Consider the following 26061-nt stretch of genomic DNA (forward strand, 5'->3'; position numbering starts at 1 on the left):
TTAAATTAAGATAGCAACATGTGATGATTTAAATTAAACATAATCCATATAGAACCGAAAATAATAATAAAAATTATTATTAATGCAAATAATAGCGTTATGATATTCCATTTTCCTTCTATAGTATTAATATTTAAATGCAAAAAAAATAAAAAATGAATAATAATTTGACTAATAGCACATATTAAAATAATTATACAATTTGTCTGGCTAGAAAATATTTTTTGTATAACTAATAAAAATGGTAATATAGTTAATACTATAGAAAATAAAAAACCTAATAAATAAGATTTAATTTCTTTATCAAAATTTAATATAAAAACATTTTGCATCAAAGCACTCCATTTAAATAAACAAAAGTAAATACACAAATCCATATAATATCTAAAAAATGCCAAAACATACTAAAACATAATATTCGAGTACAAACAGAATCAGTTAAACCTAATTTTGTAATTTGATAAATAATCGATAATGTTAAAATTAAGCCGAAAAAAATATGAATTCCATGAGTACCTACAAGAGTAAAGAAAATAGAAAAAAATGCATGTTGATTAGGACTAAAATCATGTTCTATCAATTCATAAAACTCATTTATTTCCATGAATAAAAAAGCAAAACCCAAAAGAAAGGTTATTATTAAATATGAATAAATCATCTTAATATCTTTTTTATTCATTCCTATAACAATAAATCCACAAGATAAAGAACTTAATAATAAAAAAAAAGTTTCTAATAAAACAGAAGATAGATGAAAAATTTTATGACTAATTAAATTAATTGACATATTTGAAGAAATAACAGCATAAACAGCAAATAATACTGCAAATATAATACAATCACTCATTAAATATATCCATAAACCAAATAATTTGTTATTTCTTAACTTTTGTTTTTCTATAGTAAAATTAATGTCTGATAATATATTATTTTTTTTTTGATCTATCATTTTAAACCTGCTTTTTTAATATTTTTCCAATACTGATACTCAATGTTTTTTATATCTTCTGCTGACATAGTATATTCATGATCTTCATCAATACTTTTCATAACTAAGATAATTATAATTGAAAAAAAAGATACAAAACATAGCCAAGTAATATGCCATACTGCTGAGAAACCGAAAAATAATGCAAAAATACTAATTAAAAAACCTGATCCTGTATTTTTAGGAATATGAATATCATAATAATCCAGATTATCAATTATTTTTTCTATTTGATAAACATCTTTATTTTCTTTACTTTGCCAAAAATGGTCTCTATCTTTAACTGTAGGAATAATAGCAAAATTATATATTGGAGGAGGCGAAGAAACAGACCATTCTAAAGTTCTACCATTCCAAGGATCTCCAGTTAAATCTAAATTATATTGACGATCTCTTATTGAAATAAATAATTGTATTACTTGACATATTATACCAATTCCAATTAAACAAGCTCCAATAGCTGCAATACACAATAAAAAATGAAATTCAGAATCAATATTTTGACTTAACCGACGAGTCATACCCATGAGGCCTAAAAAATATAAAGGTAAAAAAGCAATTAAAAAACCTATAATCCAAAACCAAAAAGAACGCTTTCCCCATTTTTCATTTAATTTAAACCCAAATAATTTAGGAAACCAATAATTAATACCAGCAAAACATCCAAAAACTACTCCACCAATAATAACATTATGAAAATGCGCAACTAAAAATAAACTATTGTGTAAAATAAAATCAGCAGGAGGAACTGATAGTAATACACCTGTCATTCCACCGATAGAAAAAGTTACTAAAAAACCTAAGGTCCATAACAAAGAAGAATGCATATGAACACGACCTTGATACATCGTAAATAACCAATTAAAAATTTTTACTCCGGTAGGAATAGCTATAATCATAGTAGTAATACCAAAAAAAGCGTTAATATTTGCTCCTGCACCCATAGTAAAAAAATGATGAAGCCATACAATAAAAGATAAAATTGTAATTGACAATGTTGCCCATACTAAAGATACATATCCAAATAAACGTTTTTGAGAAAAAGTTGCTACTATTTCTGAAAATACTCCAAAAACTGGAAGAACTAAAATATATACTTCTGGATGGCCCCAAATCCATATTAAATTAATATACATCATTGCATTTCCACCTAAATCGTTAGTAAAAAAATGAAAATTAAAATAACGATCTAAAGTTAATAATATGAGCGTAACAGTTAAAACTGGAAATGAAATAACGATAAGAATATTAGTACATAAAGAAGTCCAGGTAAAAACTGGCATTTTAAACAAAGACATACCTGGTGCTCTCATATTTAAAATTGTCACTAAAAAATTGATTCCTGTTAATGTTGTACCAATACCAGAAATTTGTAAACTCCAAATCCAATAATCTACTCCTACACCTGAACTATATTCTATACCGGATAAAGGAGGATAAGCTAACCAACCTGTTTGTGCAAATTCTCCGATTCCTAAAGATAAAGTGAGTAATACAGCACTACTGACATTTAACCAAAAACTTAAATTATTTAAAAAAGGAAAAGCAACATCACGCGATCCAATTTGAAGTGGTACCACTAAGTTCATCAAACCAATCACTAATGGCATGGCTACAAAAAAAATCATTATTACACCATGAGCTGTAAATATTTGATCATAATGATGAGGTGGTAAAAAACCTTTATAGCCAGATGATGCAATGACTTGTTGTGTACGCATGAGCATCGCATCAACAAAACCACGAAATAGCATAATAAATGCAAGTATTCCATACATGATTGATATTTTTTTATGGTCTACTGTAGTAAACCATTCAGACCATAAATACTGCCATTTTTTATAATACGTAATACCTGATACAAGAGATAATGCAATAATAATAATACCAATATAAGTGACCATTATAATTGGTTCATGATAAGGTATAACGTCAAATGTTAATTTACCAAACATTTTATTATTTCTCCACCTTAGCACTTTGTATTAAATTTTTATTATTAGAATATTGATGAAGGATTTTATTAAATAAATCTATTTTAACATTAGAAAAATATTCTACAGTATGATTTTCATTTGGCATAGATATTGTATTAAACATCTTCATTGTATTTAATTTTCTAGAAGAGTTTTTTATTTTTCTTAACCAATTTAAAAACATATCATTGTTCATTACAGATTTTGCAGAAAACTTCATATTAGAAAACCCTCGACCACTATAATTAGACGATATACCTTTATATTCTCCTGGACTACTAGCAATTAAATTTAATTTTGTTACCATGCCAGGCATAGCATATATTTGACTTCCAAGAGCAGGAATAAAAAAAGAATTCATCACGGAATTAGAAGTAATGCGAAATAATACAGGTCTATCTACAGGAAACATAATTTCATTAATTGTAGCAACATGATAATCTGGATAAATAAACAACCATTTCCAATCTAAAGCCACAACATCTATTTTAATAGGTTTATAAAAAGATACTATAGATTTTCTTGGCTCTAATTTATGAGTATAATTCCAAGATAAAAATGCTAAAACAGAAATAATTAAAATTGGAATTGTCCATACTATTATTTCTATTGTTTTTGAATCACACCAATTAGGTTTATATACCTGATTAATATTAGTTGAACGATATTTAAATGAAAAATAAATAGTCATAATAATTACAGGAATTATAATAAATAACATCATAATAAATGATATCAGTATTAACGAGCATTCTTCTGTAGCAATAAATCCATGAGGTTTAAATAAAAAACTATCGCATCCGTTCAGTAAAAAAAACGTTAAGATTAATGATAATATTTTAAAAAAATTGTTATAGTTTAAAAAACTCATTAAAAACCTCAATATAATATATTTTATTAAATATTATTGATTAAAATAATTGTAAATACACATAAAATTATACTTTTTATTAAAGTTAAAGTTAATAATTTTTGAAAGAATTGAATTATTTTTGAAAAATTGATAAAATTTAACATAATAAAATTTTTCAAAACAACAATTGTTTATAATATTTATTCAAAAAACATTATAACATCTCTTTAAGTAATTTAATAAAATAGGACATAATGTTAATTAATGATTCTAAAAAAAATAAAAAAACATTTAATCTCTAAAATAAATATAAATTTTATCAGTATTCAAGATGATAGTTTACTGCATAAAAAATTTAAAGAAGGCTTGACACATTTAAAAATTATTATCATTAGTCATGATTTTGTTAATAAAAGCTTTATAAGTAGACATCGTCTTATTTTTTCAATTTTATCAGAAATAGTAAAAGAAAAAATATATTCAATAACATTAGATACTTACACGCCTATTGAATGGAATTATAAAAAAAATAAAAAACTTAATACTTCTAATTGTTTAAAAAAATAATATTTTATTAATTAAATTATAAAAATATCCATCAAAAAACTAACATTAATCGCTAAATATTAGTTTTTTATTAAAATATATTTTTAAAGAAATTAGCAGTAACCAGTTTTTATAAACGCTCGAATAAAAACGTTAATAAAAATTTTTTAAAAATAGAATCTCTAAAATATTAATGATAAAAATAATTTTTGAGGTAATCAAATGAAATTTTTTATGGAAAAAAATAAAGATGCAGGCCATCGTGTTACAATTCACATACCTAAAATCACTGTTAATAATGAAATTCTTGCAGAATTAACAAAAATTAGCAAAAGAACAAATATTAATGGATTCAGAAAAGGTAAAATTCCTCTTAAAATTATACAGGAAAAATACGGTGAAAAAGTTTATTATGATGTATTTAAAAAACTAATGCAAAAATTTTTTTATGATTTTATTAATCAAGAAAAAATAAAAATTATTGGCTTTCCAAAATATTATATGCATCAAAATCAAGATAAAAAAAAAGAAAATTTTGAATATTCTGTCAAATACGAACTATATCCAAAATTTGTAATAAAAGATATAAAATCTATAAAAGCAACAAAAATAAATGTAAAAATTACTGATGATGATATTAAAAAAAAAATTGAAGAATATAAAAAAAATAATAATATTTGGAATAAATTTGATGGACCTATTAAAGCCTATAATCGTGTAACTATTAACTATAATATTTATAAAGACAACAAAAAAATAGAAAAGTTTGATGCAAAAAATATTATTTTTATAGTATCTAATAATACATTTCTACCTATTTTAAATAATAAAATAATAAATCATTTTATAAATGATATTATCTTTTTTAAAATCAAATGCCATTCATTTCATCCAGAAAAAGAGTTACAAAATAAAGACATAACATTTAAAATTAAAATAATTAATGTTGAAAAGCAAGAAGAAAAAGAATTACAAGAAAAACAAGTAAAAAATGAAGAAACAATCTCAAATCAATTATATTATAAAAATATAAAACATAACCTTAGTGCTCAAATAAATCAGATAACTCAAAAATACTTAGAAGAACAAATTATAGAAAAAATCATTCAAAAAAATCCTATATCAATACCTACAGCTTTATTACAAGAAGAAATAAACATTCTATATAAACAACAACAACAACATTATCAAAAACATAATCATAATATTTTGGAAAAAAAATATTATGAAAATCTTATTTTACAAGCAGAAAAAAGATTATGTATTAAAATCATTATAGAAAAAATTATTTGTGATAATCAATTTATTGAAAATGAAGAAGACATACAAAAATTAATTAAAAAAATATCTTTAAACTACAAAAAACCAATAGAAATAATCAATTTATATAATAGAAATGAAAATTTAAAAAATACAATAAAAAATATTGAACTAGAAAATCAAGCTATACGTTGGATGATAAAAAATATTCATATTATCAAAAAAAAATGGACTTTTAATCAATATATAAATCATCAATGGGAAAATAAAAAAGAATATTTTTTAGAATATTAATTCTATATTCAGTTTATAAAAAATTTTTTAATATATTAATGCTTCACTGAAAATTATCATATAATATAAAAAACTTAGTAAAACAGTATTTTTAGGAATAAAAAATGTTATATAGTTATAATAAAAAAGAGATAAAAAATTCTTACTCAACATTAATTCCTATAGTTGTTGAACAACATTCTAGAGGCGAGCGTTCATACGATATATATTCACGATTATTAAAAGAACGAATAATTTTTATGACAGGCGCAATTGAAGATAATATGGCAAATAATATTGTTGCTCAAATATTATTTTTAGAAGCTGAAAATTCAAAAAAAGATATATTTTTATATATTAATTCTCCAGGAGGTATTATTACATCGGGTATGTCTATTTATGACACTATGCAATTTGTTAAACCAGATATAAGTACTATTTGTATAGGACAGGCATGTTCAATGGCAGCTTTATTGCTCACATCTGGGAAAAAAGGAAAAAGATTTTGTTTGCCTAATTCAAAAGTCATGATTCACCAGCCATTAGGTGGATATCAAGGACAAGCTACAGATATTGCAATTCACGCACGAGAAATAATTAAAATGAAAAAAAAATTAAATAAATTAATGTCATATCATACTGGTCAATCTATAAAAAAAATCAATAAAGATACAGAACGAGATTGTTTTTTATCATCAGATGAATCTATTCAATACGGATTAATCGATTGTATTTTAACTCAGCGTTGATAACATATCAACGTTATATATCTTTTATAGCATATTCCATTTTAAAAAATATATAGAAAAAAGCTATTTGACTAAAAATATAAAAAATGTAATCAGCATAAAAAAAGAGGTTAAAACATGACAGATAATAGTAAAGATGATTCTAAAAAACTTCTTTATTGTTCTTTTTGTGGAAAAAATCAAAAAGAAGTACAAAAATTAATAGCTGGTCCAACAGTATATATATGTAATGAATGCATAAGATTATGTAATGATATTCTTAATGAAGAAACTATAAAAAATAAAAAAACAGAACTAAATAATACAATTAATTATTTACCTACACCTAAAGAAATCAAAAAACATCTTGATAATTATGTAATTGGACAAGATTATACTAAAAAAATATTATCTGTAGCTGTTTATAATCATTACAAACGTCTTCGTCATTTTGATAAAAATTCAAATTCAGTTGAATTGGGTAAAAGTAATATTCTATTAATAGGACCTACTGGTAGCGGTAAAACGTTATTAGCAGAAACCTTAGCTAAATTATTAGATGTGCCATTTACTATTGCAGATGCAACTACTTTAACTGAAGCAGGATACGTTGGAGAAGATGTTGAAAATGTTATACAAAAACTACTACAAAAATGTAAATATGATGTAAAAAAAGCAGAATTAGGTATTATTTACATAGATGAAATAGATAAAATAGCACGAAAATCTGATAATCCTTCTATTACTAGAGACGTATCTGGAGAAGGTGTGCAACAAGCTTTATTAAAATTAATTGAAGGAACATTGGCATCTGTTCCACCTCAAGGAGGACGAAAACATCCACAACAAGAATTTTTGCAAGTTAATACTTCAAATATTTTATTTATCTGTGCAGGTGCATTTTCAGAACTATCTAAAATTATTTCTAAAAGACTTGATACAGGAACAGAAATAGGGTTTAAAGCCACTATTAAAAAAGAAAAAAACGAAATATCACAAGACACATTATTAAAAAAAGTACAGCCTAAAGATTTAATAAAATTTGGTTTAATTCCAGAGTTTATTGGCCGCTTACCAATTATTGCTATATTAAATGAATTGACTGAAGATGCATTATTTAAAATACTCTGTCAACCTAAAAACGCTTTAATTAAACAATATAAAACATTATTTCATTTAGAAAAAGTAGAGCTCGAATTTAATAAAAAATCTATCATAGCTATTGCAAAAAAAGCAATGCATAAAAAAACAGGTGCTAGAGGATTAAGATCTATTATTGAAAACATTTTGCTAGATGTTATGTATGAATTACCATCTATGATAAATATAGAAAAAGTATTAATTACTGAGTCAGTTATCAATTCTAATGTATCACCTAAAATAATATATGGAAAAAACAAATCAAAAAAAGCATCAGGTGAATAAAATAACAAGCATCCGATGATCTATAAAATAAAAAGTAAATGCTTTTTATTTTGTCAAACACTTAGCATTGAATGTTAAGCGACCATCCCGATATACTTGACTGATTATAGATGTAACTTAATGTTTTATTACATCTTGCAGTTTTAAATAAAAAATAGCGGAAATTTTCAACTAAGAGAGAGCTCTATGAATTCTGAGCGTTCTGAACGCATTAAAATCCCCGTCTTGCCACTAAGAGATGTAGTTATATATCCTCATATGGTAATTCCATTATTTGTAGGTCGTAAAAAATCAATAAAATGCATTGAAACCTCTATGGATAATGATAAAAAAATTATGCTGATTGCACAAAAAGAAGCATCTAAAGATGAACCTACTGCAAATGATTTATTTAATATTGGAACTATTAGTTCAATTTTGCAAATGTTAAAATTACCAGATGGTACAGTAAAAGTATTAGTAGAAGGATTACAGCGTGCTTTTATTAAAAACTTAACAAATAATGGAGAACATTTTATTGCAGAGGTAGAATTAATTATTTCCCCTACGATTTTAGACAAAGAGCAAGAGGTATTAATTCGTACAACAATCAATCATTTTGAATCTTATATTAAGCTTAATAAAAAAATTCCATCAGAAGTATTAAATACTTTAAATAATATTACAAATTCAGAAAAACTAGCAGATACCATCGCTGCCCATATGCCATTAAAACTACATGATAAACAATCAGTATTAGAAATACATAATATAAATGAAAGATTAGAATTTCTAATGGCTATTATGGAAACAGAAATAGATTTACTGCAAGTAGAAAAAAGAATTAGAAATCGTGTTAAAAAACAAATGGAAAAAAGCCAAAGAGAATACTATTTGAATGAACAAATAAAAGCTATTCAAAAAGAACTTGGCGATATGGACGAAATTCCAGATGAAAATAAAATATTAAAACGTAAAATAAAAGCATCAAAAATGCCAAAAGAAGCAAAAGAAAAAACAGAATCAGAGCTTAAAAAATTAAAAATGATGTCACCTATGTCAGCAGAAGCAACAGTAGTACGAAGTTATATTGACTGGATGATACAGGTTCCTTGGCATATGAGAACCAAAATAAAAAAAGACATAAAACAAGCTAAAAAAATTCTTGATATTGATCATTTTGGATTAGAACAAGTTAAAGATAGAATCTTAGAATATTTAGCAGTTCAAAGTCGAAAAAATAAAATCAAAGGTCCTATTTTATGTCTTATTGGACCTCCGGGTGTTGGAAAAACATCATTAGGGAAATCCATTGCTAGATCTACAGGTAGAAAATATGTAAGAATGGCTTTAGGAGGAATAAGAGATGAAGCAGAAATTAGAGGTCATAGACGTACATATATAGGTTCTATGCCTGGAAAATTAATTCAAAAAATGGCAAAAGCAAAAGTAAAAAATCCATTATTTTTACTGGATGAAATTGATAAGATGTCTTGTGATATAAGAGTAGATCCAGCGTCTGCTTTATTAGAAGTATTAGACCCAGAACAAAATGTTACTTTTAACGATCATTATTTAGAAGTAGACTATGATTTATCAGACGTTATGTTTGTTGCAACATCAAATTCTATGAATATACCAGCACCATTACTTGATCGAATGGAAATTATTCATCTTTCTGGTTATACTGAGAATGAAAAATTAAATATAGCAAAACGCTATTTATATCCTAAACAAATAGAAAGAAATGCATTAAAAAAGGATGAATTAATAATTACTGATTCCGCAATAATTAGCATTATTCAGTATTATACTCGTGAAGCAGGAGTACGTAGTCTAGAACGTGAAATTTCCAAGATATGCCGAAAAGTAGTTAAAAAATTACTATTAGAAAAATCTTTAAAAAATATTGAAATCAATAGTTCAAACTTAAAAGAATATTTAGGAGTTAAACGTTTTGATTATGGAAAAATCAATAATAAAAATCAAATTGGACAAGTTATTGGATTAGCATGGACAGAAGTTGGTGGAGAATTACTAACAATCGAAACAGCATGTGTTTCAGGAAAAGGAAAACTTACTTATACCGGTTCTTTAGGTGAAGTGATGCAGGAATCTATTCAAGCTGCACTTACTGTGGTACGGTCTTACGCTGATAAACTAGGAATTAAAAAAGATTTTCATGAAAAACACGATATTCATGTCCATGTTCCTGAAGGTGCAACACCAAAAGATGGACCTAGTGCCGGTATAGCAATGTGCACAGCTATCGTTTCATCATTAACAAAAAATCCTGTTAAGTCTAACGTTGCAATGACAGGAGAAATAACATTACGTGGACAAGTTCTACCTATTGGAGGATTAAAAGAAAAGCTGTTAGCAGCACATCGTGGAGGTATTAATACAGTCTTAATACCGTATGAAAATAAACGTAATTTAGAAGAGATACCTAAAAATATTATTGAAGGATTATTAATCCATCCAGTCAAACATATCGAAGAAGTATTAAACTTAGCATTAGAAAAAATACCTTATATTTAAAAAACATTATATAGATAAATGAAAATATTATATATAGCTATATATAGCTAAATGCAATTTGGCTGACAAAAAATTGTCAGCCTTTATATTGAAATACAAATAATAAAAAATAAAATTTTTTTATTTTATACAAATATTCAAATATCTAGGATCGTCATATTATGACAAAAAATTTACAGTCAGCACCAAAAAAAATTATAGTTAAATGTATTTTAGGTGTCATTATTTTATCCTTAATATTTAGTACTATGAATTTTTATATAAATAAAGATTCTGAAAAATATATAGCCACAGTAAATAATGAAAAAATTAGTTTCTATACACTACAAAAAATGTATTTAATTGAAAGAGAAAAACAAAAAAAAATATTAGGAAAAAATTTTTTTAAGTTAAATAAAAATAAAAATTTCATCAAAAAAACATATGATTATGTTTTATCTCAATTAATTAATAATATACTTTTAGAGCAATATGTAAAAAAAATAAAACTTCAAGCAAATGAATTTCAAATAAAAGAAATAATATTAAATTCACCTATGTTTCAAAAACATAAAAAATTTGATAAAGAAAAATACTTTAAATATCTTAATTCTATTAATTTAACTAATCATGAATATATAAATATAATTAAAACAAAAATAAATACTGAAAACTTAATAAATGCAATTTCTAATACCAATTTTATTTTACAAAATGAACAGCAACAAATTATAAATTTATTATCTCAAAAAAGAACTTTTACAAGAGCAGTGTTGAAAATTAATAACTTTATTCAAAAACAAAATATTAATAATATAGAAGCAAAAAGCTATTTTAATCGATATAAAAAAAACTTTTATATTCCAGAAAAATTTAAAATTAATTTTATACAATTTACATTAAATAATTTTAAAACAAATGCCAATGAAAAAGAGATCAACGAATGGTATCTAAAAAACATTAATAAGTATTTAACAAAAGAAAAAAGAAAATATAGTATTATTCAAATTAACAATAAAAATACAGCAGAAAAAATATTATCTCAACTAAAACAAAAACCTGAATATTTTCCCAAAATAGCTAAAGAACAATCTACAGACCCTATCTCATCAAAAAAAAATGGAGATATTGGATGGATTTCTATTGATTTAATACCAAATGAAATAAAAAATGCACATTTAAATCAAAAAAATTCTATATCCAGTATTATTCCATTTAACAATGAATTTTTAATTATTAAATTAGATGAAATTTCAATTAGCAAACAAAAAAAAGTAAACGAAGTATATAAAATAATTGAAAAAGAAATAAATCATCAAAAATCATTAAATTTATATAATAAATTAAAAAATAAAATATCTGACCTTGTTCAAAAACATCCTAATCAATTCGATGTAATTCTTAAAAAAAGTAATTTATCTTCTCAGGAAACTGATTGGTTTGACAAAAGTTCTATTCCTATAGAATTGAATAACCCTATTTTAAAAAAAGTTATTTTTAACACAGAATCAATCGAAAAAGATAAAAATAAAATAAAATCACATGTTCATTTTATTACTTTAAAAAATAATCAATTTTTTTTAATTAATATTAAAAATTTTCAAAATAAGAAAATACAAAAATTTAATGACGTTAAAAATAATATTATAAAAAATTTAAAGATTGTAAAAGCGATAAAAGAAACTAAAAAAATAGCAGAAAATATTATTATTGATCTTAATAAGGGTAATACTAATTTATTCAAAAAATCGAATTTATATTTTGGAGAAACAGAAACAATATCTCGTTATGATGATAACCCAATCACATCAATAGTTTTTTCTTTACCACATCCAGAAAAGGGAAAAAAAATATACACTTTATATCAAGATGAAAATAAAAATTTTATAATTATACTTCTTAAAAACATTTCTAATAAAAATTTCTCTAAAAAAGAAAAGAATATTATTATTGAATATTTAGAAAAAAATAATACTGAAACACTTTTTAATGCTCTTCTACGTAATTTACATGAAACATCAAAAATTAAAATTTATCAATAAATAAAAGAACGATACATTTATTAAAAAAGTTATTCGTCATATATATTTTATAAATACGAATAACTTTATAAGTTTTATAAAGACAAAAAAAATAGTTATAATAGTTTCATTTTTTTTTTAAGACTGTTCATATAGAAAAGAGGATTTAATTTCCATTCTTCCAAGCCTTTTTTTCTAATAATACAAGCTTGACATTTTTTACAACCTTTTCCTTTAATACCATTATAACAAGTAACAGTATCATTTAAAATTATATCCATAGCATCCCAATAATCTGATAAAGCCCATATTTCTGGTTTACTAAGGTTTATTAAAGGTGTAATAAAATTAATATTACAAGTCATACCTGTTTTAATAACTTTATTTATTTGTCGAATAAAATTATTTGTACAATCTGGATAACCAGAAAAATCAACTTCATTTACACCTAAAATTATATAATTAATTTGATGAGTATAAGCATATATAGAAGACAGATTTAAAAATAAAATATTACGACCAGGTACAAATGTACTTGGAAGACTAGAATTTAATGGATGTGCATTATGCATTAAAATATTTTTATTTATTAAACTGCTAATAGATATATCTTGCAAATATTTAATATCTAAAACTATATGATTTTTAATCCCTAATTTTTTTGATATTAAAAGAGAAGACTCAATTTCAGTTTGATGTAATTGATTATAATCAAACGTTATACAATGAATTTCTTTACATATATGAGTATAATGTATTAAACAAGTTGTTGAATCTTGTCCACCACTAAAAATTACTAATACTTTTTTCATTTTTTTATAAGTTAGGATTTTTAAGACTATATTCTTATAAATAATTCATTTTAATATCGAATATGGATAAGAGAATCTTTGTTAAAAATATTTTTTATATTATCACATAACATAAAATTATTTTTAGTAAAACATTTTATAAATTATAAAAACTATAGTATTAAAAATAATTTTATAAAACTTTAACTTTTAGGATTTTTTTATGAAATTATTTAATCAATTAAAATGGTTTTTTACACGAGAATGGAAACGATATTTAGGAGCAATTTTATTATTAATAACAATTGCTATTTTACAATTATTACCACCTAAGATAGTTGGCATCTTAATAGATTTAATAATAAAAGAAAAAATGCATGGAATTCAGATATTACCTTGGATTTCTATTATTCTTTTAGTAGCTATTATTGTATATATATTACGCTATCTATGGAGAGTATTATTATTTGGAGCTTCCTATCAATTAGCAACAGAACTACGTGTAAAATTTTACTCTTATTTGAGTCAACAAAGTGAAAAGTTTTTTTTAGAAAATAGAACTGGAGATCTAATAGCAAGAGCAACTAACGATGTTGATCGTGTAGTTTTTGCCGCAGGAGAAGGAGTTTTAACACTTGTAGATTCATTAGTTATGGGGTGTTCTGTTTTAATAGTCATGAGTACTCAAATCAGTTTTTTATTAACAATAATTTCTTTAATACCAATGCCTATTATGGCTATTTTAATTAAAAAATATGGTCAAGAACTACATGACACTTTTCGTCATGCTCAATCTGCTTTCGCTGCATTAAATAATCATACACAAGAGATATTAACTAGTATTCGTATGATTAGAGCGTTTGGTTTAGAAAAAAATCAGTCTGATAAATTTGATATCATTGTTAATGATACCGGAAAAAAAAATATGGAAGTAGCAAAGATAGATGCTCGTTTTGATCCAGTGATTTATTTATCAGTTGCATTTTCTAATTTACTAGCGGTGATAGGAGGAGGATGGCTAGTATGGAATAGTGAGATCACTATAGGTCAATTAACTAGTTTCATTATGTATCTTGGATTAATGATTTGGCCTATGTTAGCACTTGCATGGATGTTTAATATAGTTGAAAGAGGTAGTGCAGCTTGGGATAGAATATACTCAATTATTAATAAAGAATTGTATATTAAAGATGGAAATAAAACACTTCCATCTTCTTCTGGAATACTACAAATCAATATTAATACGTTTATTTATCCAAAAAATAATATTCCATCTTTAAAAAACATAGAAATTATTCTAGAACCAGGAAAATCCTTAGGTATTTGCGGTCCTACTGGATCGGGAAAAAGTACTCTATTAAAAATTCTTCAACGACAATTTAATATTACAAAAGGTAATATTATTTATCATTCTTTACCATTATCAGAATTAAAAATTGACAACTGGAGAAGACGAATATCAGTTGTAAACCAAACTTCTTTTTTATTTTCAGAAAGTATTGCGAATAATATTGCTTTAGGAAAACCTAATGCACTACAACAAGAAATTGAAGAAATGGCAAAATTAGCTGATATACATAAGGATATTATTGATTTACCAAAAGGATATGAAACTCAAGTAGGAGAACGTGGTGTAATGCTGTCAGGAGGTCAAAAACAACGTATTGCTATTGCACGTGCATTATTATTAAACACAGAGATATTAATACTCGATGATGCATTATCTGCAGTTGATAGTCAGACTGAAAACAAAATATTAAAAAATATTAGTAAATGGCAAAAAAATGGACATTCTTTAATTATTACTGCACATCGTTTATCTGCATTGATTAATACTGATGAAATTATAGTCATAAAAAATGGTTTAATCATACAAAGAGGAACTCATCCTCAATTAATTCAAGAAGAAAACTGGTATAAATCTATGTATTATTATCAAAAATTAGAAGTAGAACTTGAGAATAAATAAAAAATAGGTGAAAAATTTACAACATGGATCATTTAATCGAGTTTTGGCCAATTTTAAAACGTTTACTATTTTACGTTGTACCTTTTAAAAAATCATTAATACTAGCATTTATTTTACTTTTAAGCGGATCAATATCAGAAGTTTTAGGACCTATTTTAATTAGTTATTTTATTAATAATATTTTATCTAAACATCAATTACATTTTAAAATAATATTTATTATTATTATCTTATATATTATATTACAAATATTATCAGTATTTTTTAATTATTTTCAAAGTATTCTATTTAATAGAATAGCAGTTCGTATTATTAATAAATTACGACAAGATGTAATGAATGCCGCATTAAGACAACCTATTAATCAATTTGACTCTCAACCTATTGGTCAAATGATTTCAAAAGTAACTAATGATACTGAAGCAGTAAAAGAACTATATGATACAGTAGCTCCTACATTATTTCGCAGTATCACATTGATTTTAATTATATTATTTGCAATGTTTAGTTTAGAATGGCACATGGCAATAATAGCTTTTCTGATTATACCATTAGTCATTACAGTAATGTTAGTTTATCAATATTACAGTACTCCACTCTTAAGACAAGTCCGATATTACTTAGCTGATATTAATAATAAATTTAATGAAAATATTAATGGTATCAATGTCATACAACAATTTCGTCAACAAAATAGATTTAAACAAAATATAAAAAAAAGTAGTGAATTACATTATATGGCACGTATGAAAATATTAAGATTAGATGGTTTTTTATTAAGACCATTATTAAGTTTACTATCTGCTTTTGTATTATGTAATTTTATATTTTTATTTAGCTATTTTTCCATTGGAGCATTTGAAGTAGGTATATTATATGCATTTATTACTTATCTTGGCAGACTAAATGAACCTTTAATTGCTATTACTATTCAACAATCTGTTTTACAACAATCTATTGTTGCTGGAGAAAGAATATTTTTACTTATAGATTCACCAAGACAAAAATATGGAATAAACAGACAAAAATTTAAAAGTGGTAAAATATATATTAAAAATATTAGTTTTAGTTATAAAAATTCTACAAAAAATATACTTGAAAATATTAATATCAATATTCCCTCTAAAAATTTTGTTGCTTTCGTAGGACATACAGGGAGTGGTAAAAGTACTCTAGCACATTTATTAATGGGATATTATCCAATAAAAATAGGTAAAATATATTTAGATGAAAAACCTATTGATTCTATAAGTCATTCTGTTTTACGGAAAAATGTACTGATGGTTCAACAAGATCCAATTGTGCTTTCAGATACTGTCTTAGAAAATATAACTTTAGGCAGAAAAATACCTGAAGAAAAAATATGGAAAATACTAGATACTGTATCTCTTGCATCATTAGTAAAATCTATGCCAAACGGAATTCATTCTATATTAGGAGAAGAAGGTAATAATTTATCTGTAGGTCAAAAACAATTATTAGCTATTGCTAGAACATTAGTTATACGTCCTAAAATACTCATATTAGATGAAGCAACAGCTAATATTGATTCTGGAACAGAAAAACTGATTCAAAAAACACTATTATCTATAAGAAAAAAATCTACATTAGTTATGATTGCTCATAGACTTTCGACAATTATTGAAGCTGATGTAATTGTAGTTTTAAAAAAAGGAAGAATTATTGAATGGGGTACACATGAACAATTACTGAAGAAAAGAGATTCTTATTGGAAAATGTACAAATTTCAATTACCTAAAATTTAGGAGAATCTGTTAGCTGTATCAAACACCTGTATTAGCTGATGCGGCTGCTTCTTTCCAGATCTGACCAAGTATTCAATTTTACAGTGTTTGGAACTAACAGAAAACTCCATTTTTATATTTAATTATTTTTTATATAATTATGTATAAAAAATTTTATAAATTATATTGTCTATATTATATATAAAAAAAAAAATTACAACTAATATTTACAATTAATAATTAAATTTAATGCCAAACAATAAACTATATATTTTAAAAAATATTTTTTAAATAAGATTACTTTTATAATAGAATGAATATTGATAGCATAGTATTTTTATAAAAAATTATATCATCTTATATGAGTTATTATGAGTTATCAAATACTAGCAAGAAAATGGCGTCCACAATCTTTTCAAGAAATAATTGGTCAAAAACATATTGTCACTGCTATATCTAATGAATTGTCTCTACTACGTGTTCATCATGCATGGTTATTATCTGGTACAAGAGGTATTGGAAAAACAACAATTGCACGATTATTAGCTAAAAGTTTAAATTGTTACCAAGGAATTACATCAAATCCTTGTAGAAAATGTACTATATGTAAAGAAATTGAGAAAGGATTATGTCTAGACTTTATTGAAATAGATGCTGCTTCTCGAACAAAAGTAGAAGATATGAGAGAAGTATTAGATAATATTTATTATGCTCCATCTAAAAGTCGTTTTAAAATATATTTAATTGATGAAGTTCATATGCTTTCTCGTCATAGTTTTAATGCACTTCTTAAGACACTTGAGGAACCTCCTAAACATATTAAATTTATTTTAGCAACTACAGATATAGAAAAAATTCCTAAAACTATAATTTCTCGTTGTTTATCTTTTAAATTAAAAATTCTCTCTGAAGAAGATATTTTAAAACTATTAATATGTATTCTTAGAAAAGAATCAATTAAATTTGACGTAGAATCTTTAAAAAAAATATCTAATCGTGCTAAAGGAAGTATTAGAGATGCACTTAATTTATTAGAACATGCTATAAATTTAGGAAATGGAAGTATTAATACAAAAGATGTAATAGAAATATTAGGTATTCCTGATGAAAAATACTCTTTTCTATTGACTGATGCAGTATTAAAAAAAGATGTAACAAAAACATTATTTTTATTAAATGAAATAAGCAATAAAAGAGTAGAATGGGAAGAAGTTTTAATAGAAGTTTTATATTTTTTATATCATATTACCATGTCACAATCTTTTCCATTGATATGGCAAAAAAATATTACAGGAAATTATACAAATCAAATTCAAAAAATAGCAAAAAATATTAATAAAAATCAACTTCAATTATGTTATCAGATCGTAATAAACGGAAGAAAAGAATTAAAATTTTCTCCAAGTCAAAAAATAGGAGTGGAAATGACTTTACTACGAGCTATTAATACAATATAAAATATTTAAGAAAAATTATAATCAATAATTTAAAAAATAAAAATATTAATGATATGTTTACTTTATAATACAAAATGATAAATAAAACTAAAAAAAATAAAATATATAACAAGATAATTAATAAAAATTATATTTCTCAAGAAACAATATTGTTATTACAAAATAGAAATGAATTATTAAAAAAAAGATCTGTCTGTAAAGAAAATATAAAAATAATTAATTTCAATAAAATGTATTCAAGACCAAAAAATTTTTTTTATGAGTTAAATCTATTCAAAGACGATCATAATCTAATAATTTTAAAAAAAATAAAAGAAATAGATCCTTGGTATTCACAAATATGTAAATTAAAAAAAATATCAAGAATTGCTGAACAATTAGCGATAAACACTTCATATAAAAATACTTTAGGATATTGGAATATATATTTAATAGATAAAAAAAAATATTTAATCAACAACAATGCATGGACTATATTAAAAAATAATCTTAGCACTATTACTAAAAAAAGAATTAAATTGATTATCAAAAAAAAAAATATACTAGATAGATTAACTCCTTATGAATGGTTTGATAAAATACATAAAGCAAAAATCTTGAAAGAATATTCTTTATTAATACAAGATCCTAATGTCCAATTTTTAAAAAAAGAATTTAATACAGAATTTCAACAAAAAAATATTAATTTTATTTAAATATGTTATATAAAAAATTTAATATTAATAACAGCGAGAATAATATGTTTACTAAAAATGGATTAGGAAATTTAATGAAGCAAGCACAACAAATGCAAGACAAAATGGCAAAAATACAAGAAGAAATAGCAAATATGGAAGTAACAGGAGAAGCTGGTGCTGGATTAGTTAAAGTAACTATTAATGGAGCACATAATTGTAGACGTGTAGAAGTAGATCCTAGTTTACTTCATAATGATGATAAAGATATGTTGGAAGATTTAGCAGCTGCTGCATTTAATGATGCAGCACGAAGAATCTCTGAAGTGCAAAAAAAGAAAATGTCTTCTATATCTACAGGAGTACCTCTTCCAAATGGTTTTAATATACCTGTATAAATAGAATAGTACAAACAAAAAAAATAATATCATTTTTTGAAGAACTATTTTAATCTGAAAACATCATTATAATTTTAAAAGAGATATTTCTATGAAAACAGAAAAAAAAGAAGTATATCATTTTCAATCAGAAGTAAAGCAATTACTACATTTAATGATTCATTCATTATATTCTAATAAAGAAATTTTTTTACGAGAACTAATATCTAATGCATCAGATGCAATAGATAAATTAAGATTCGAATCTATATCATTACCAACATTATATGAAAATGATAGTAATATGAAAATTCAAATATCTATCAATAAAGCGCAAAAAACACTGATCATTAGTGATAATGGTATTGGTATGACTCGTCAGGAAACAATTGAAAATCTTGGTACTATTGCGAAATCAGGAACTAAATCTTTTCTAGAATCTTTAGAAAAAAAAGAAAATCAAAAAAATGAACTTATTGGACAGTTTGGAGTAGGTTTTTATTCATCTTTTATTGTATCAGAAAAAGTTTCTGTAAGAACTAGATTTGCTGGAGCAAAAAATAATGAAGGAACACTATGGGAATCCTCAGGAGAAGGTGAATACAATATTAAGAATATTATAAAAAAAACAAAAGGAACAGAAATCACTCTATTCTTAAAAAAAGAAGAAGAAGAATTTTTAGAAATTTGGCGTATTAAAAATATAATTAGTAAATATTCTGATCATATCACTGTCCCCGTATACATTCAAAATTATGATGAAAAAAACAAAACATATTTTTGGGAGCAAATTAATAAAGCTCAAGCATTATGGACAATAAATAAGTCTTCTATTAAAGAAGAAGAATATAAAGATTTTTATAAACATTTAACGAATGACCAAAATGATCCACTTGTATGGAGTCATAATCGAGTAGAAGGAAATCAAGAGTATATTAGTTTATTATTTGTTCCTGAAAAAGCAGCTTGGGATATATGGAATAGAGATAACAAACATGGTTTAAAATTATATGTAAAACGTGTTTATATTATGGATAATTATCAAGAATTCCTTCCTAATTATTTACGATTTATAAGAGGGTTAATTGATTCTAGTGATTTACCTTTAAATATTTCTCGTGAAATACTACAAGATAACGCTATTACAGAAAACTTAAAAAAAGCATTGACTAAAAGGTCATTGAGTATGCTTGAAAAATTATCAAAAGATTCTGATGAAAAATATCAAATTTTTTGGAATCAATTTGGACTGATCTTAAAAGAAGGACCTGCAGAAGATCACGAAAATTTATCAAAAATTGCTAATCTTTTACGTTTTACGTCTATTAAAAATAATAATCATAAACAAAATATGTCATTGAAAACATATATAAGTAATATGGATTCAAAACAAGAAAAAATATATTATATTACTGCTGATAGCTATAAATCTGCAAAGAATAGTCCTCATTTAGAATTATTTAATAAAAAAAATATTGATGTTTTACTACTATCTGATCGAATAGATGAATGGATGATGAATTATCTTATTGAATTTGAAGGAAAAAAATTCCAATCTATTAGTAAAGAAGATTCATCATTAAACAAATTAACAGAAGATAAGAAGATAAAAAATAACGAACTATCAATAGAAATATTAGAATTTTTAAAAAAAGTAAAAACAATACTTGGAGATAAAGTAAAAGACGTAAGATTAACAAATCGCTTAACAGAAACACCATGTGTTGTACTGAGTGATTCTAATGAAATGACTACACAAATGGCTAAACTTTTTTCTGCAGCAGGACAATCTGTTCCAGAACTAAAATATATCTTTGAAATTAATCCAGAACATACATTAATAAAAAAAATATCTCTAATTAATAATGAAAATCAATTAAATGAATGGATTGAATTATTATTAGATCAAGCACTTTTAGCTGAAAAAGGTAATTTAGAAAACCCACATAAATTTATTTCTAGAATGAATAAATTGCTTCTTACATAATAAAAAGTATGATTACTACTACTATAGTAGTAATCTTAAAATTAAGATAAATAAAATAAGAAATAATTATGCGTATTGTTTTATTAGGTGCACCTGGTACAGGTAAAGGAACGCAAGGAAGATTTATTTCAGAAACATATAATATTCCACAAATATCTACAGGTGATATTTTACGAGAAAGTATCTATTCAAAAGATGAAATAGGTAATATTGTAAAAAAAACAGTTCAAGAAGGAAAATTAGTTTCTGACAATATCGTATGTAATTTAGTTAAAAAAAGAATTCAAAAAAAAGACTGTAATAATGGTTTTTTATTAGATGGTTTTCCAAGAACAATTGCACAAGCACATTACTTATCTAGTAATAAAATAAAAATAGATTATGTAATAGAACTTAGAGTGCCATATACATCAATATTAGAACGCATATCTGGCAGAAGAATACATACTAAATCAGGAAGAATATATCATATAAAATTTAATCCACCAAAAATAGAAGATAAAGATGATTTGACTGGAGAACCACTAGTAATCAGAAAAGATGATGAGAAAGAAAGTATTATAAAAAGGCTAAAAGAATATGAAAAAATGACTTATCCGGTAATTACATACTATATAGATAAAGAAAAATTTGGAACATTAAGATTTTTTAAAATTAATGCTGTACATCCGTCATTAATTATTAAAAAACAAATAGATGCTATATTAAAAAATGATTTTATTACATAATAAAATATAATCATATTTTTGCGTTCTACAGGATTTGAACCTGTGACCTACGGCTTAGAAGGCCGTTGCTCTATCCAACTGAGCTAAGAACGCATAAATAATTTTATTCAATAAAATTTAACATTAATATAGTATATATGCAACTAAATTAAAATTATTTTTAATATATTTGTTAATAATTTATACATATATAAAAAAATAATTTTTTATACTTTATTATTCAATAATACATCAAAAATTAATCGAGTCACTTAATAATGTCAGCAATAATTATAGATGGTAATAAAATAGCAAAAAAAATAGAATTAAGTATTTTAAAAAAAGTAAATGAAAGAAAAAAAAATGGGAAAAAAATACCTGGATTAGCAATGATTTTAGTCGGAACAAATACACCTTCTCAAATTTATGTAAACAAAAAAAAAATAGCTTGTAAAAATGTTGGTTTTTTTTCAGAATGCTGGAATTTTCCTGATAATATTAGTGAAAAAGAAATATTAAATTTAATCAATAAATTAAATTATGATAAAAAAATAGATGGAATTTTAATACAATTACCACTTCCTAATCAAATAAATCCTATAAAGATTCTAGGTAGTATTAAACCAGATAAAGATGTAGATGGTTTTCATCCATATAATACAGGTTCTTTATGTCAAAGAACGCCTAAATTAAGAGCATGCACACCTAAAGGAATTATAACCATGTTAAAATATAATAATATAAAAACTCATGGTTTGCATGCAGTAATGATAGGAGCATCTAATATAGTCGGAAGACCAATGAGTCTAGAACTTTTATTGGCAGGATGTACAACAACTGTAACACATCGTTTTACTACTAATTTAAAACAACATGTAAAATATGCAGATTTATTAATTGTAGCAGTTGGTAAACCTAAATTTTTAAAAGGCGAATGGATTAAAGATGGATCTATAGTAATAGATGTTGGAATTAATCGATTAAATAATGGGCATATAGTAGGTGATGTAGATTTTGAAACAGCTTATTTAAAAGCATCTTATATTACCCCTGTACCAGGAGGCGTTGGTCCTATGACTGTTGCAACATTACTTCAAAACACATTAGAAGCATGTGAAAAATATCACGATTGTTAAGTAAAATTATATAATATTTTATTATTTTTTTCGCCATATTGTTTTATTAGGTAAATCTTCTAAAATTATGTCTAAAGACATTAATACGTGTCTTAACTTATCTGCTTCTTTCCATGATTTATATCGTCTTGCAATATCTCGTTTATTGATTAAAAATTCAATTTTTTTTATCATTTTTTTGTCTAACATAGATTTTTTTTGTAAAAAAAATTCTGGATCTTGTGATAATAGACCTAAACAATTAGCTAACGATTGTAATACAAAAGAAAGTTGATTTGCTATTAACATATTTTGTTTTTTAAAAATATTAATTCTATTAGCTAATTGAAAAAAAACAGAAAATACTCGAGGAGTATTAAAATCATCGTTCATTGCATTATAAAAATCTAATACAAAATTTTTACCTGCTTCAACATTAGCATATGGATTAGTATTATATAATGCTGTATATAAATATTTTAATGAGTTGTATGCTTGTTTTAAATTGTTTTCTGAATAATAAATAGGATGCCTATAATGTGTTGATAGAAAAAAATAACGTAAAACTTCAGCATTATAATCTTTTAGTATATTTCTTAAAAGATAAACATTACCTAAAGATTTAGACATTTTTTGATTATTTATAATCACTACACCTGTATGCATCCAAAAATTTATTTTTGAATTTTTATCAAAAGATATAGATTGAGATCTTTCATTTTCATGATGAGGAAAAAGTAGATCAGAACCACCCCCATGAATATCTACTAAACCATGAAAAAGAGTACTATTGATAGTACTACATTCAATATGCCAACCAGGACGACCTTTGCCCCATGGAGAATCCCAAGAATATTCTTCTTTTTTAGACTTTTTCCAAAGTACAAAATCTAAAGGATTTTTTTTTATATTTTTGAATACAATATGAGATTCAGATTTTAGTGATTTTAAAGATTGACGAGATAACTTTCCATAATTATGATCACTATCTACAGAAAAAACTACATCTCCATCATAATTAATATATGCGTGTTTATTTTTTATTAATTTCGTGATCATGATAATTATATCATTTATATAATCTGTAACACGTGGCTCTTGATCAGGAGCTAAAATACCTAATGCAAAAAAATCTTTATTCATTTCTTTAATCATTAAGTCAGTAAATACATTAATATCAATATTATTTTTTATCGATTTTAAAATAATTTTATCATCAATATCAGTAATATTACGAACATATTTTACTTTAAAACCAGTATGACGTAAATAACGAACTATCATATCAAAAGCAACAAAAGTACGTCCATGTCCAATATGACACAAATCGTATACAGTAACACCGCATACATATAAATTAATCTTGTTTTTATTAATAGGTTCGAAAAATTCTTTTGTTTTAGTAAGCGTGTTAAAAATTTTTAACATGATGCATCGTCCTAAAAAATATATTTTAAGAAAATAACATAAAATATATTATTTTCTATATTATCAATGTGATAAAATGATAAATTACTATAATTTATTAGAAGTATTAGTAAAAAATGCTTAAATATTTTATAAATAAAAACAATACTTGTTTTTAATAAAACATAAATTATTCATTCGCGTAATTATATAATTACTTATAATATTTTCAACTTTCATCTAAAATTATAAAAAAATCTGGAATTAATGATGAAAACAAAATTAAGAGAAATGTTAAAATTCCCTTGTTTTTTTACTTATAAGATAATTGGTTTAGCACAGCCTGAACTTATCGACCAAATAATTAAAGTCATTCAAATTCAGATTCCTGGAGATTATACACCTCAAGTCAAGTCAAGCAATAGAGGAAACTATCTTTCTGTATCAATTACAATATGTGCTGAAAATTTTGAACAAATTGAGATTTTATATCACGAAATTAGCAAAATTAATATAGTTAGAATAGTTTTATGAAAAATATTTTTTAGTATAGTACAGCCCTATTAAAGAGCCGTACTATAAAGAACATACTTATATGCTTAGTAAAAACATATTTATGTCTATATTGTGTAACATTAAATAATTTTACAAACTAACAACATTAGCAGCAGATGGTCCTTTTGCTCCTTCAGTAATTTCAAATTCAACACTTTGACCTTCTGCTAAAGTTTTAAATCCATTACTTTGTATAGCTGAAAAATGAACAAATACATCTTTACTTCCATCTTCTGGAGTAATAAAACCAAAACCTTTAGATTCATTAAACCACTTCACATTACCTTTAATCTTGGACATCTATATTACCTTCACATGAAAAAAATATACTAAATTGAAAAAAAAAGATTAATACATAATTATTAATGATTTTTTTATATTAAAAATCATAATTTAAAAAAATAAATTATAAATAGATTAACATGTAAATCTACTGTTAGCTAGAAAGTAATTTATTTTAAATACAAAAAAACCCGAAAAAAATTTCGGGTTTTTTTTTGCCTGGATGTTACCTACTCTCACACGGGGAGGCCCCGTACTACCATTGGCGTTGAAGCGTTTCACTTCTGAGTTCGGAATGGATTCAGGTGGTACCACTACACTATTTTTACCAGGCATTTTAATAAAGTTTTATGTTATTAAAATACATTAATACAGTAATAAATTCAGTAAAACAAGCTTTGTATTAAATTTATTTTAAAAACACCT

22 protein-coding genes, 1 tRNA gene, 1 rRNA gene and 1 other RNA gene are annotated in these 26061 nt (G+C 24.2%); 15 read left to right on the forward strand and 10 right to left on the reverse strand.

What is annotated here, in order from left to right:
• Positions 1-5 precede the first annotated feature (5 nt).
• From cyoD to cyoA, 4 genes are read right to left on the reverse strand one after another with little or no spacing between them, the layout of a single operon-like run.
• Complete coding sequence (gene cyoD / locus D9V67_RS02415; RefSeq protein ID WP_158359777.1) at positions 6-332, reverse strand: cytochrome o ubiquinol oxidase subunit IV; 327 nt, start codon at positions 330-332, stop codon at positions 6-8.
• On the reverse strand, positions 332-949 hold the full coding sequence (gene cyoC, locus D9V67_RS02420; RefSeq protein WP_158359779.1) for a cytochrome o ubiquinol oxidase subunit III: 618 nt from the start codon (positions 947-949) through the stop codon (positions 332-334). The genes cyoD and cyoC overlap by 1 nt, the downstream gene beginning before the upstream one ends.
• Positions 946-2943 (reverse strand): cytochrome o ubiquinol oxidase subunit I, encoded by a 1998-nt coding sequence (cyoB, locus tag D9V67_RS02425; protein ID WP_158359781.1) that lies wholly within the window; start codon positions 2941-2943, stop codon positions 946-948. The genes cyoC and cyoB overlap by 4 nt, the downstream gene beginning before the upstream one ends.
• Before the next feature lie 4 nt (positions 2944-2947).
• Positions 2948-3835 (reverse strand): ubiquinol oxidase subunit II, encoded by an 888-nt coding sequence (cyoA, locus tag D9V67_RS02430; protein ID WP_158359783.1) that lies wholly within the window; start codon positions 3833-3835, stop codon positions 2948-2950.
• 246 nt (positions 3836-4081) lie between these two features.
• Here cyoA and D9V67_RS02435 point away from each other — a divergent pair, with 246 nt between their 5' ends.
• The 6 genes from D9V67_RS02435 to D9V67_RS02460 all read left to right on the forward strand — a co-directional run bounded on the left by D9V67_RS02435 (position 4082) and on the right by D9V67_RS02460 (position 12590).
• A complete protein-coding gene (locus D9V67_RS02435) occupies positions 4082-4384 on the forward strand; it encodes a BolA family protein (protein WP_158359786.1) in 303 nt (100 codons plus the stop codon).
• Positions 4385-4585: 201 nt separating this feature from the next.
• On the forward strand, positions 4586-5917 hold the full coding sequence (gene tig / locus D9V67_RS02440) for a trigger factor (protein ID WP_158359788.1): 1332 nt from the start codon (positions 4586-4588) through the stop codon (positions 5915-5917).
• A 104-nt stretch (positions 5918-6021) separates the two neighbouring features.
• Entirely contained in the window at positions 6022-6645 is a 624-nt protein-coding gene (gene clpP / locus D9V67_RS02445; RefSeq protein ID WP_158359790.1) for an ATP-dependent Clp endopeptidase proteolytic subunit ClpP, read from the forward strand.
• Positions 6646-6762: 117 nt separating this feature from the next.
• Complete coding sequence (gene clpX, locus D9V67_RS02450) at positions 6763-8049, forward strand: ATP-dependent protease ATP-binding subunit ClpX (RefSeq protein WP_158359792.1); 1287 nt, start codon at positions 6763-6765, stop codon at positions 8047-8049.
• Between the two features lie 186 nt (positions 8050-8235).
• Complete coding sequence (lon, locus tag D9V67_RS02455; RefSeq protein WP_158359795.1) at positions 8236-10569, forward strand: endopeptidase La; 2334 nt, start codon at positions 8236-8238, stop codon at positions 10567-10569.
• Positions 10570-10730: 161 nt separating this feature from the next.
• On the forward strand, positions 10731-12590 hold the full coding sequence (locus D9V67_RS02460) for a SurA N-terminal domain-containing protein (RefSeq protein WP_158359797.1): 1860 nt from the start codon (positions 10731-10733) through the stop codon (positions 12588-12590).
• A gap of 95 nt (positions 12591-12685) precedes the next feature.
• On the opposite strand, the gene queC is transcribed toward D9V67_RS02460, so the two are convergent.
• Positions 12686-13381 carry a 7-cyano-7-deazaguanine synthase QueC gene (gene queC / locus D9V67_RS02465; RefSeq protein ID WP_158359799.1) on the reverse strand — a complete coding sequence of 232 codons (696 nt, stop codon included), beginning with the start codon at positions 13379-13381 and terminating at the stop codon, positions 12686-12688.
• 202 nt (positions 13382-13583) lie between these two features.
• Here queC and D9V67_RS02470 point away from each other — a divergent pair, with 202 nt between their 5' ends.
• On the forward strand, positions 13584-15329 hold the full coding sequence (locus tag D9V67_RS02470) for a SmdA family multidrug ABC transporter permease/ATP-binding protein (protein WP_158359801.1): 1746 nt from the start codon (positions 13584-13586) through the stop codon (positions 15327-15329).
• A 23-nt stretch (positions 15330-15352) separates the two neighbouring features.
• Positions 15353-17095 (forward strand): SmdB family multidrug efflux ABC transporter permease/ATP-binding protein, encoded by a 1743-nt coding sequence (locus D9V67_RS02475; RefSeq protein WP_158359803.1) that lies wholly within the window; start codon positions 15353-15355, stop codon positions 17093-17095.
• A 4-nt stretch (positions 17096-17099) separates the two neighbouring features.
• Here D9V67_RS02475 and ffs read toward each other — a convergent pair.
• Positions 17100-17194: signal recognition particle sRNA small type (gene ffs, locus D9V67_RS02480), an RNA gene on the reverse strand.
• Positions 17195-17445: 251 nt separating this feature from the next.
• Here ffs and dnaX point away from each other — a divergent pair.
• The 5 genes from dnaX to adk all read left to right on the forward strand — a co-directional run bounded on the left by dnaX (position 17446) and on the right by adk (position 22297).
• Positions 17446-18531: a DNA polymerase III subunit gamma/tau gene (gene dnaX, locus D9V67_RS02485; protein ID WP_158359806.1), complete on the forward strand. Its 1086-nt coding sequence runs from the start codon at positions 17446-17448 to the stop codon at positions 18529-18531.
• Positions 18532-18605: 74 nt separating this feature from the next.
• Positions 18606-19226 (forward strand): DNA polymerase III subunit gamma/tau C-terminal domain-containing protein, encoded by a 621-nt coding sequence (locus tag D9V67_RS02490; RefSeq protein ID WP_158359808.1) that lies wholly within the window; start codon positions 18606-18608, stop codon positions 19224-19226.
• 44 nt (positions 19227-19270) lie between these two features.
• Positions 19271-19603, forward strand: a complete 333-nt coding sequence (locus tag D9V67_RS02495; RefSeq protein ID WP_158359809.1) for a YbaB/EbfC family nucleoid-associated protein — start codon at positions 19271-19273, stop codon at positions 19601-19603.
• 91 nt (positions 19604-19694) lie between these two features.
• Positions 19695-21569, forward strand: a complete 1875-nt coding sequence (gene htpG / locus D9V67_RS02500; protein WP_158359811.1) for a molecular chaperone HtpG — start codon at positions 19695-19697, stop codon at positions 21567-21569.
• Between the two features lie 68 nt (positions 21570-21637).
• Positions 21638-22297 carry an adenylate kinase gene (gene adk / locus D9V67_RS02505; protein WP_158359813.1) on the forward strand — a complete coding sequence of 220 codons (660 nt, stop codon included), beginning with the start codon at positions 21638-21640 and terminating at the stop codon, positions 22295-22297.
• A gap of 19 nt (positions 22298-22316) precedes the next feature.
• Here the strand turns inward: adk and D9V67_RS02510 are convergent.
• A tRNA-Arg gene (locus D9V67_RS02510) sits at positions 22317-22390 on the reverse strand.
• A 164-nt stretch (positions 22391-22554) separates the two neighbouring features.
• Here D9V67_RS02510 and folD point away from each other — a divergent pair.
• A complete protein-coding gene (gene folD / locus D9V67_RS02515; RefSeq protein ID WP_158359816.1) occupies positions 22555-23412 on the forward strand; it encodes a bifunctional methylenetetrahydrofolate dehydrogenase/methenyltetrahydrofolate cyclohydrolase FolD in 858 nt (285 codons plus the stop codon).
• Positions 23413-23433: 21 nt separating this feature from the next.
• Here the strand turns inward: folD and cysS are convergent, their stop codons facing one another.
• Complete coding sequence (gene cysS / locus D9V67_RS02520; protein ID WP_158359818.1) at positions 23434-24819, reverse strand: cysteine--tRNA ligase; 1386 nt, start codon at positions 24817-24819, stop codon at positions 23434-23436.
• A 249-nt stretch (positions 24820-25068) separates the two neighbouring features.
• Between cysS and ybeD the strand changes: the two genes are divergently transcribed.
• Positions 25069-25332, forward strand: a complete 264-nt coding sequence (gene ybeD, locus D9V67_RS02525) for a DUF493 family protein YbeD (RefSeq protein ID WP_158360095.1) — start codon at positions 25069-25071, stop codon at positions 25330-25332.
• Positions 25333-25443: 111 nt separating this feature from the next.
• Here the strand turns inward: ybeD and cspE are convergent, their stop codons facing one another.
• Positions 25444-25653, reverse strand: coding sequence for a transcription antiterminator/RNA stability regulator CspE (gene cspE / locus D9V67_RS02530; RefSeq protein WP_025369112.1), 210 nt, complete (start codon positions 25651-25653; stop codon positions 25444-25446).
• Positions 25654-25852: 199 nt separating this feature from the next.
• A 5S ribosomal RNA gene (gene rrf / locus D9V67_RS02535) occupies positions 25853-25968 on the reverse strand.
• Positions 25969-26061: the final 93 nt, after the last annotated feature.

The organism is Buchnera aphidicola (Brachycaudus cardui), assembly GCF_005081945.1.
Taxonomy (GTDB): domain Bacteria; phylum Pseudomonadota; class Gammaproteobacteria; order Enterobacterales; family Enterobacteriaceae; genus Buchnera; species Buchnera aphidicola_AN.

What these genes read in the sequence shown, in the direction of transcription:
- cyoD (WP_158359777.1), bottom strand. Translation starts at nt 332, where the DNA reads ATGCAAAATGTTTTTATATTAAATTTTGATAAAGAAATTAAATCTTAT.
- cyoC (WP_158359779.1), bottom strand. Translation starts at nt 949, where the DNA reads ATGATAGATCAAAAAAAAAATAATATATTATCAGACATTAATTTTACT.
- cyoB (WP_158359781.1), bottom strand. Translation starts at nt 2,943, where the DNA reads ATGTTTGGTAAATTAACATTTGACGTTATACCTTATCATGAACCAATT.
- cyoA (WP_158359783.1), bottom strand. Translation starts at nt 3,835, where the DNA reads ATGAGTTTTTTAAACTATAACAATTTTTTTAAAATATTATCATTAATC.
- D9V67_RS02435 (WP_158359786.1), top strand. Translation starts at nt 4,082, where the DNA reads ATGATTCTAAAAAAAATAAAAAAACATTTAATCTCTAAAATAAATATA.
- tig (WP_158359788.1), top strand. Translation starts at nt 4,586, where the DNA reads ATGAAATTTTTTATGGAAAAAAATAAAGATGCAGGCCATCGTGTTACA.
- clpP (WP_158359790.1), top strand. Translation starts at nt 6,022, where the DNA reads ATGTTATATAGTTATAATAAAAAAGAGATAAAAAATTCTTACTCAACA.
- clpX (WP_158359792.1), top strand. Translation starts at nt 6,763, where the DNA reads ATGACAGATAATAGTAAAGATGATTCTAAAAAACTTCTTTATTGTTCT.
- lon (WP_158359795.1), top strand. Translation starts at nt 8,236, where the DNA reads ATGAATTCTGAGCGTTCTGAACGCATTAAAATCCCCGTCTTGCCACTA.
- D9V67_RS02460 (WP_158359797.1), top strand. Translation starts at nt 10,731, where the DNA reads ATGACAAAAAATTTACAGTCAGCACCAAAAAAAATTATAGTTAAATGT.
- queC (WP_158359799.1), bottom strand. Translation starts at nt 13,381, where the DNA reads ATGAAAAAAGTATTAGTAATTTTTAGTGGTGGACAAGATTCAACAACT.
- D9V67_RS02470 (WP_158359801.1), top strand. Translation starts at nt 13,584, where the DNA reads ATGAAATTATTTAATCAATTAAAATGGTTTTTTACACGAGAATGGAAA.
- D9V67_RS02475 (WP_158359803.1), top strand. Translation starts at nt 15,353, where the DNA reads ATGGATCATTTAATCGAGTTTTGGCCAATTTTAAAACGTTTACTATTT.
- dnaX (WP_158359806.1), top strand. Translation starts at nt 17,446, where the DNA reads ATGAGTTATCAAATACTAGCAAGAAAATGGCGTCCACAATCTTTTCAA.
- D9V67_RS02490 (WP_158359808.1), top strand. Translation starts at nt 18,606, where the DNA reads ATGATAAATAAAACTAAAAAAAATAAAATATATAACAAGATAATTAAT.
- D9V67_RS02495 (WP_158359809.1), top strand. Translation starts at nt 19,271, where the DNA reads ATGTTTACTAAAAATGGATTAGGAAATTTAATGAAGCAAGCACAACAA.
- htpG (WP_158359811.1), top strand. Translation starts at nt 19,695, where the DNA reads ATGAAAACAGAAAAAAAAGAAGTATATCATTTTCAATCAGAAGTAAAG.
- adk (WP_158359813.1), top strand. Translation starts at nt 21,638, where the DNA reads ATGCGTATTGTTTTATTAGGTGCACCTGGTACAGGTAAAGGAACGCAA.
- folD (WP_158359816.1), top strand. Translation starts at nt 22,555, where the DNA reads ATGTCAGCAATAATTATAGATGGTAATAAAATAGCAAAAAAAATAGAA.
- cysS (WP_158359818.1), bottom strand. Translation starts at nt 24,819, where the DNA reads ATGTTAAAAATTTTTAACACGCTTACTAAAACAAAAGAATTTTTCGAA.
- ybeD (WP_158360095.1), top strand. Translation starts at nt 25,069, where the DNA reads ATGAAAACAAAATTAAGAGAAATGTTAAAATTCCCTTGTTTTTTTACT.
- cspE (WP_025369112.1), bottom strand. Translation starts at nt 25,653, where the DNA reads ATGTCCAAGATTAAAGGTAATGTGAAGTGGTTTAATGAATCTAAAGGT.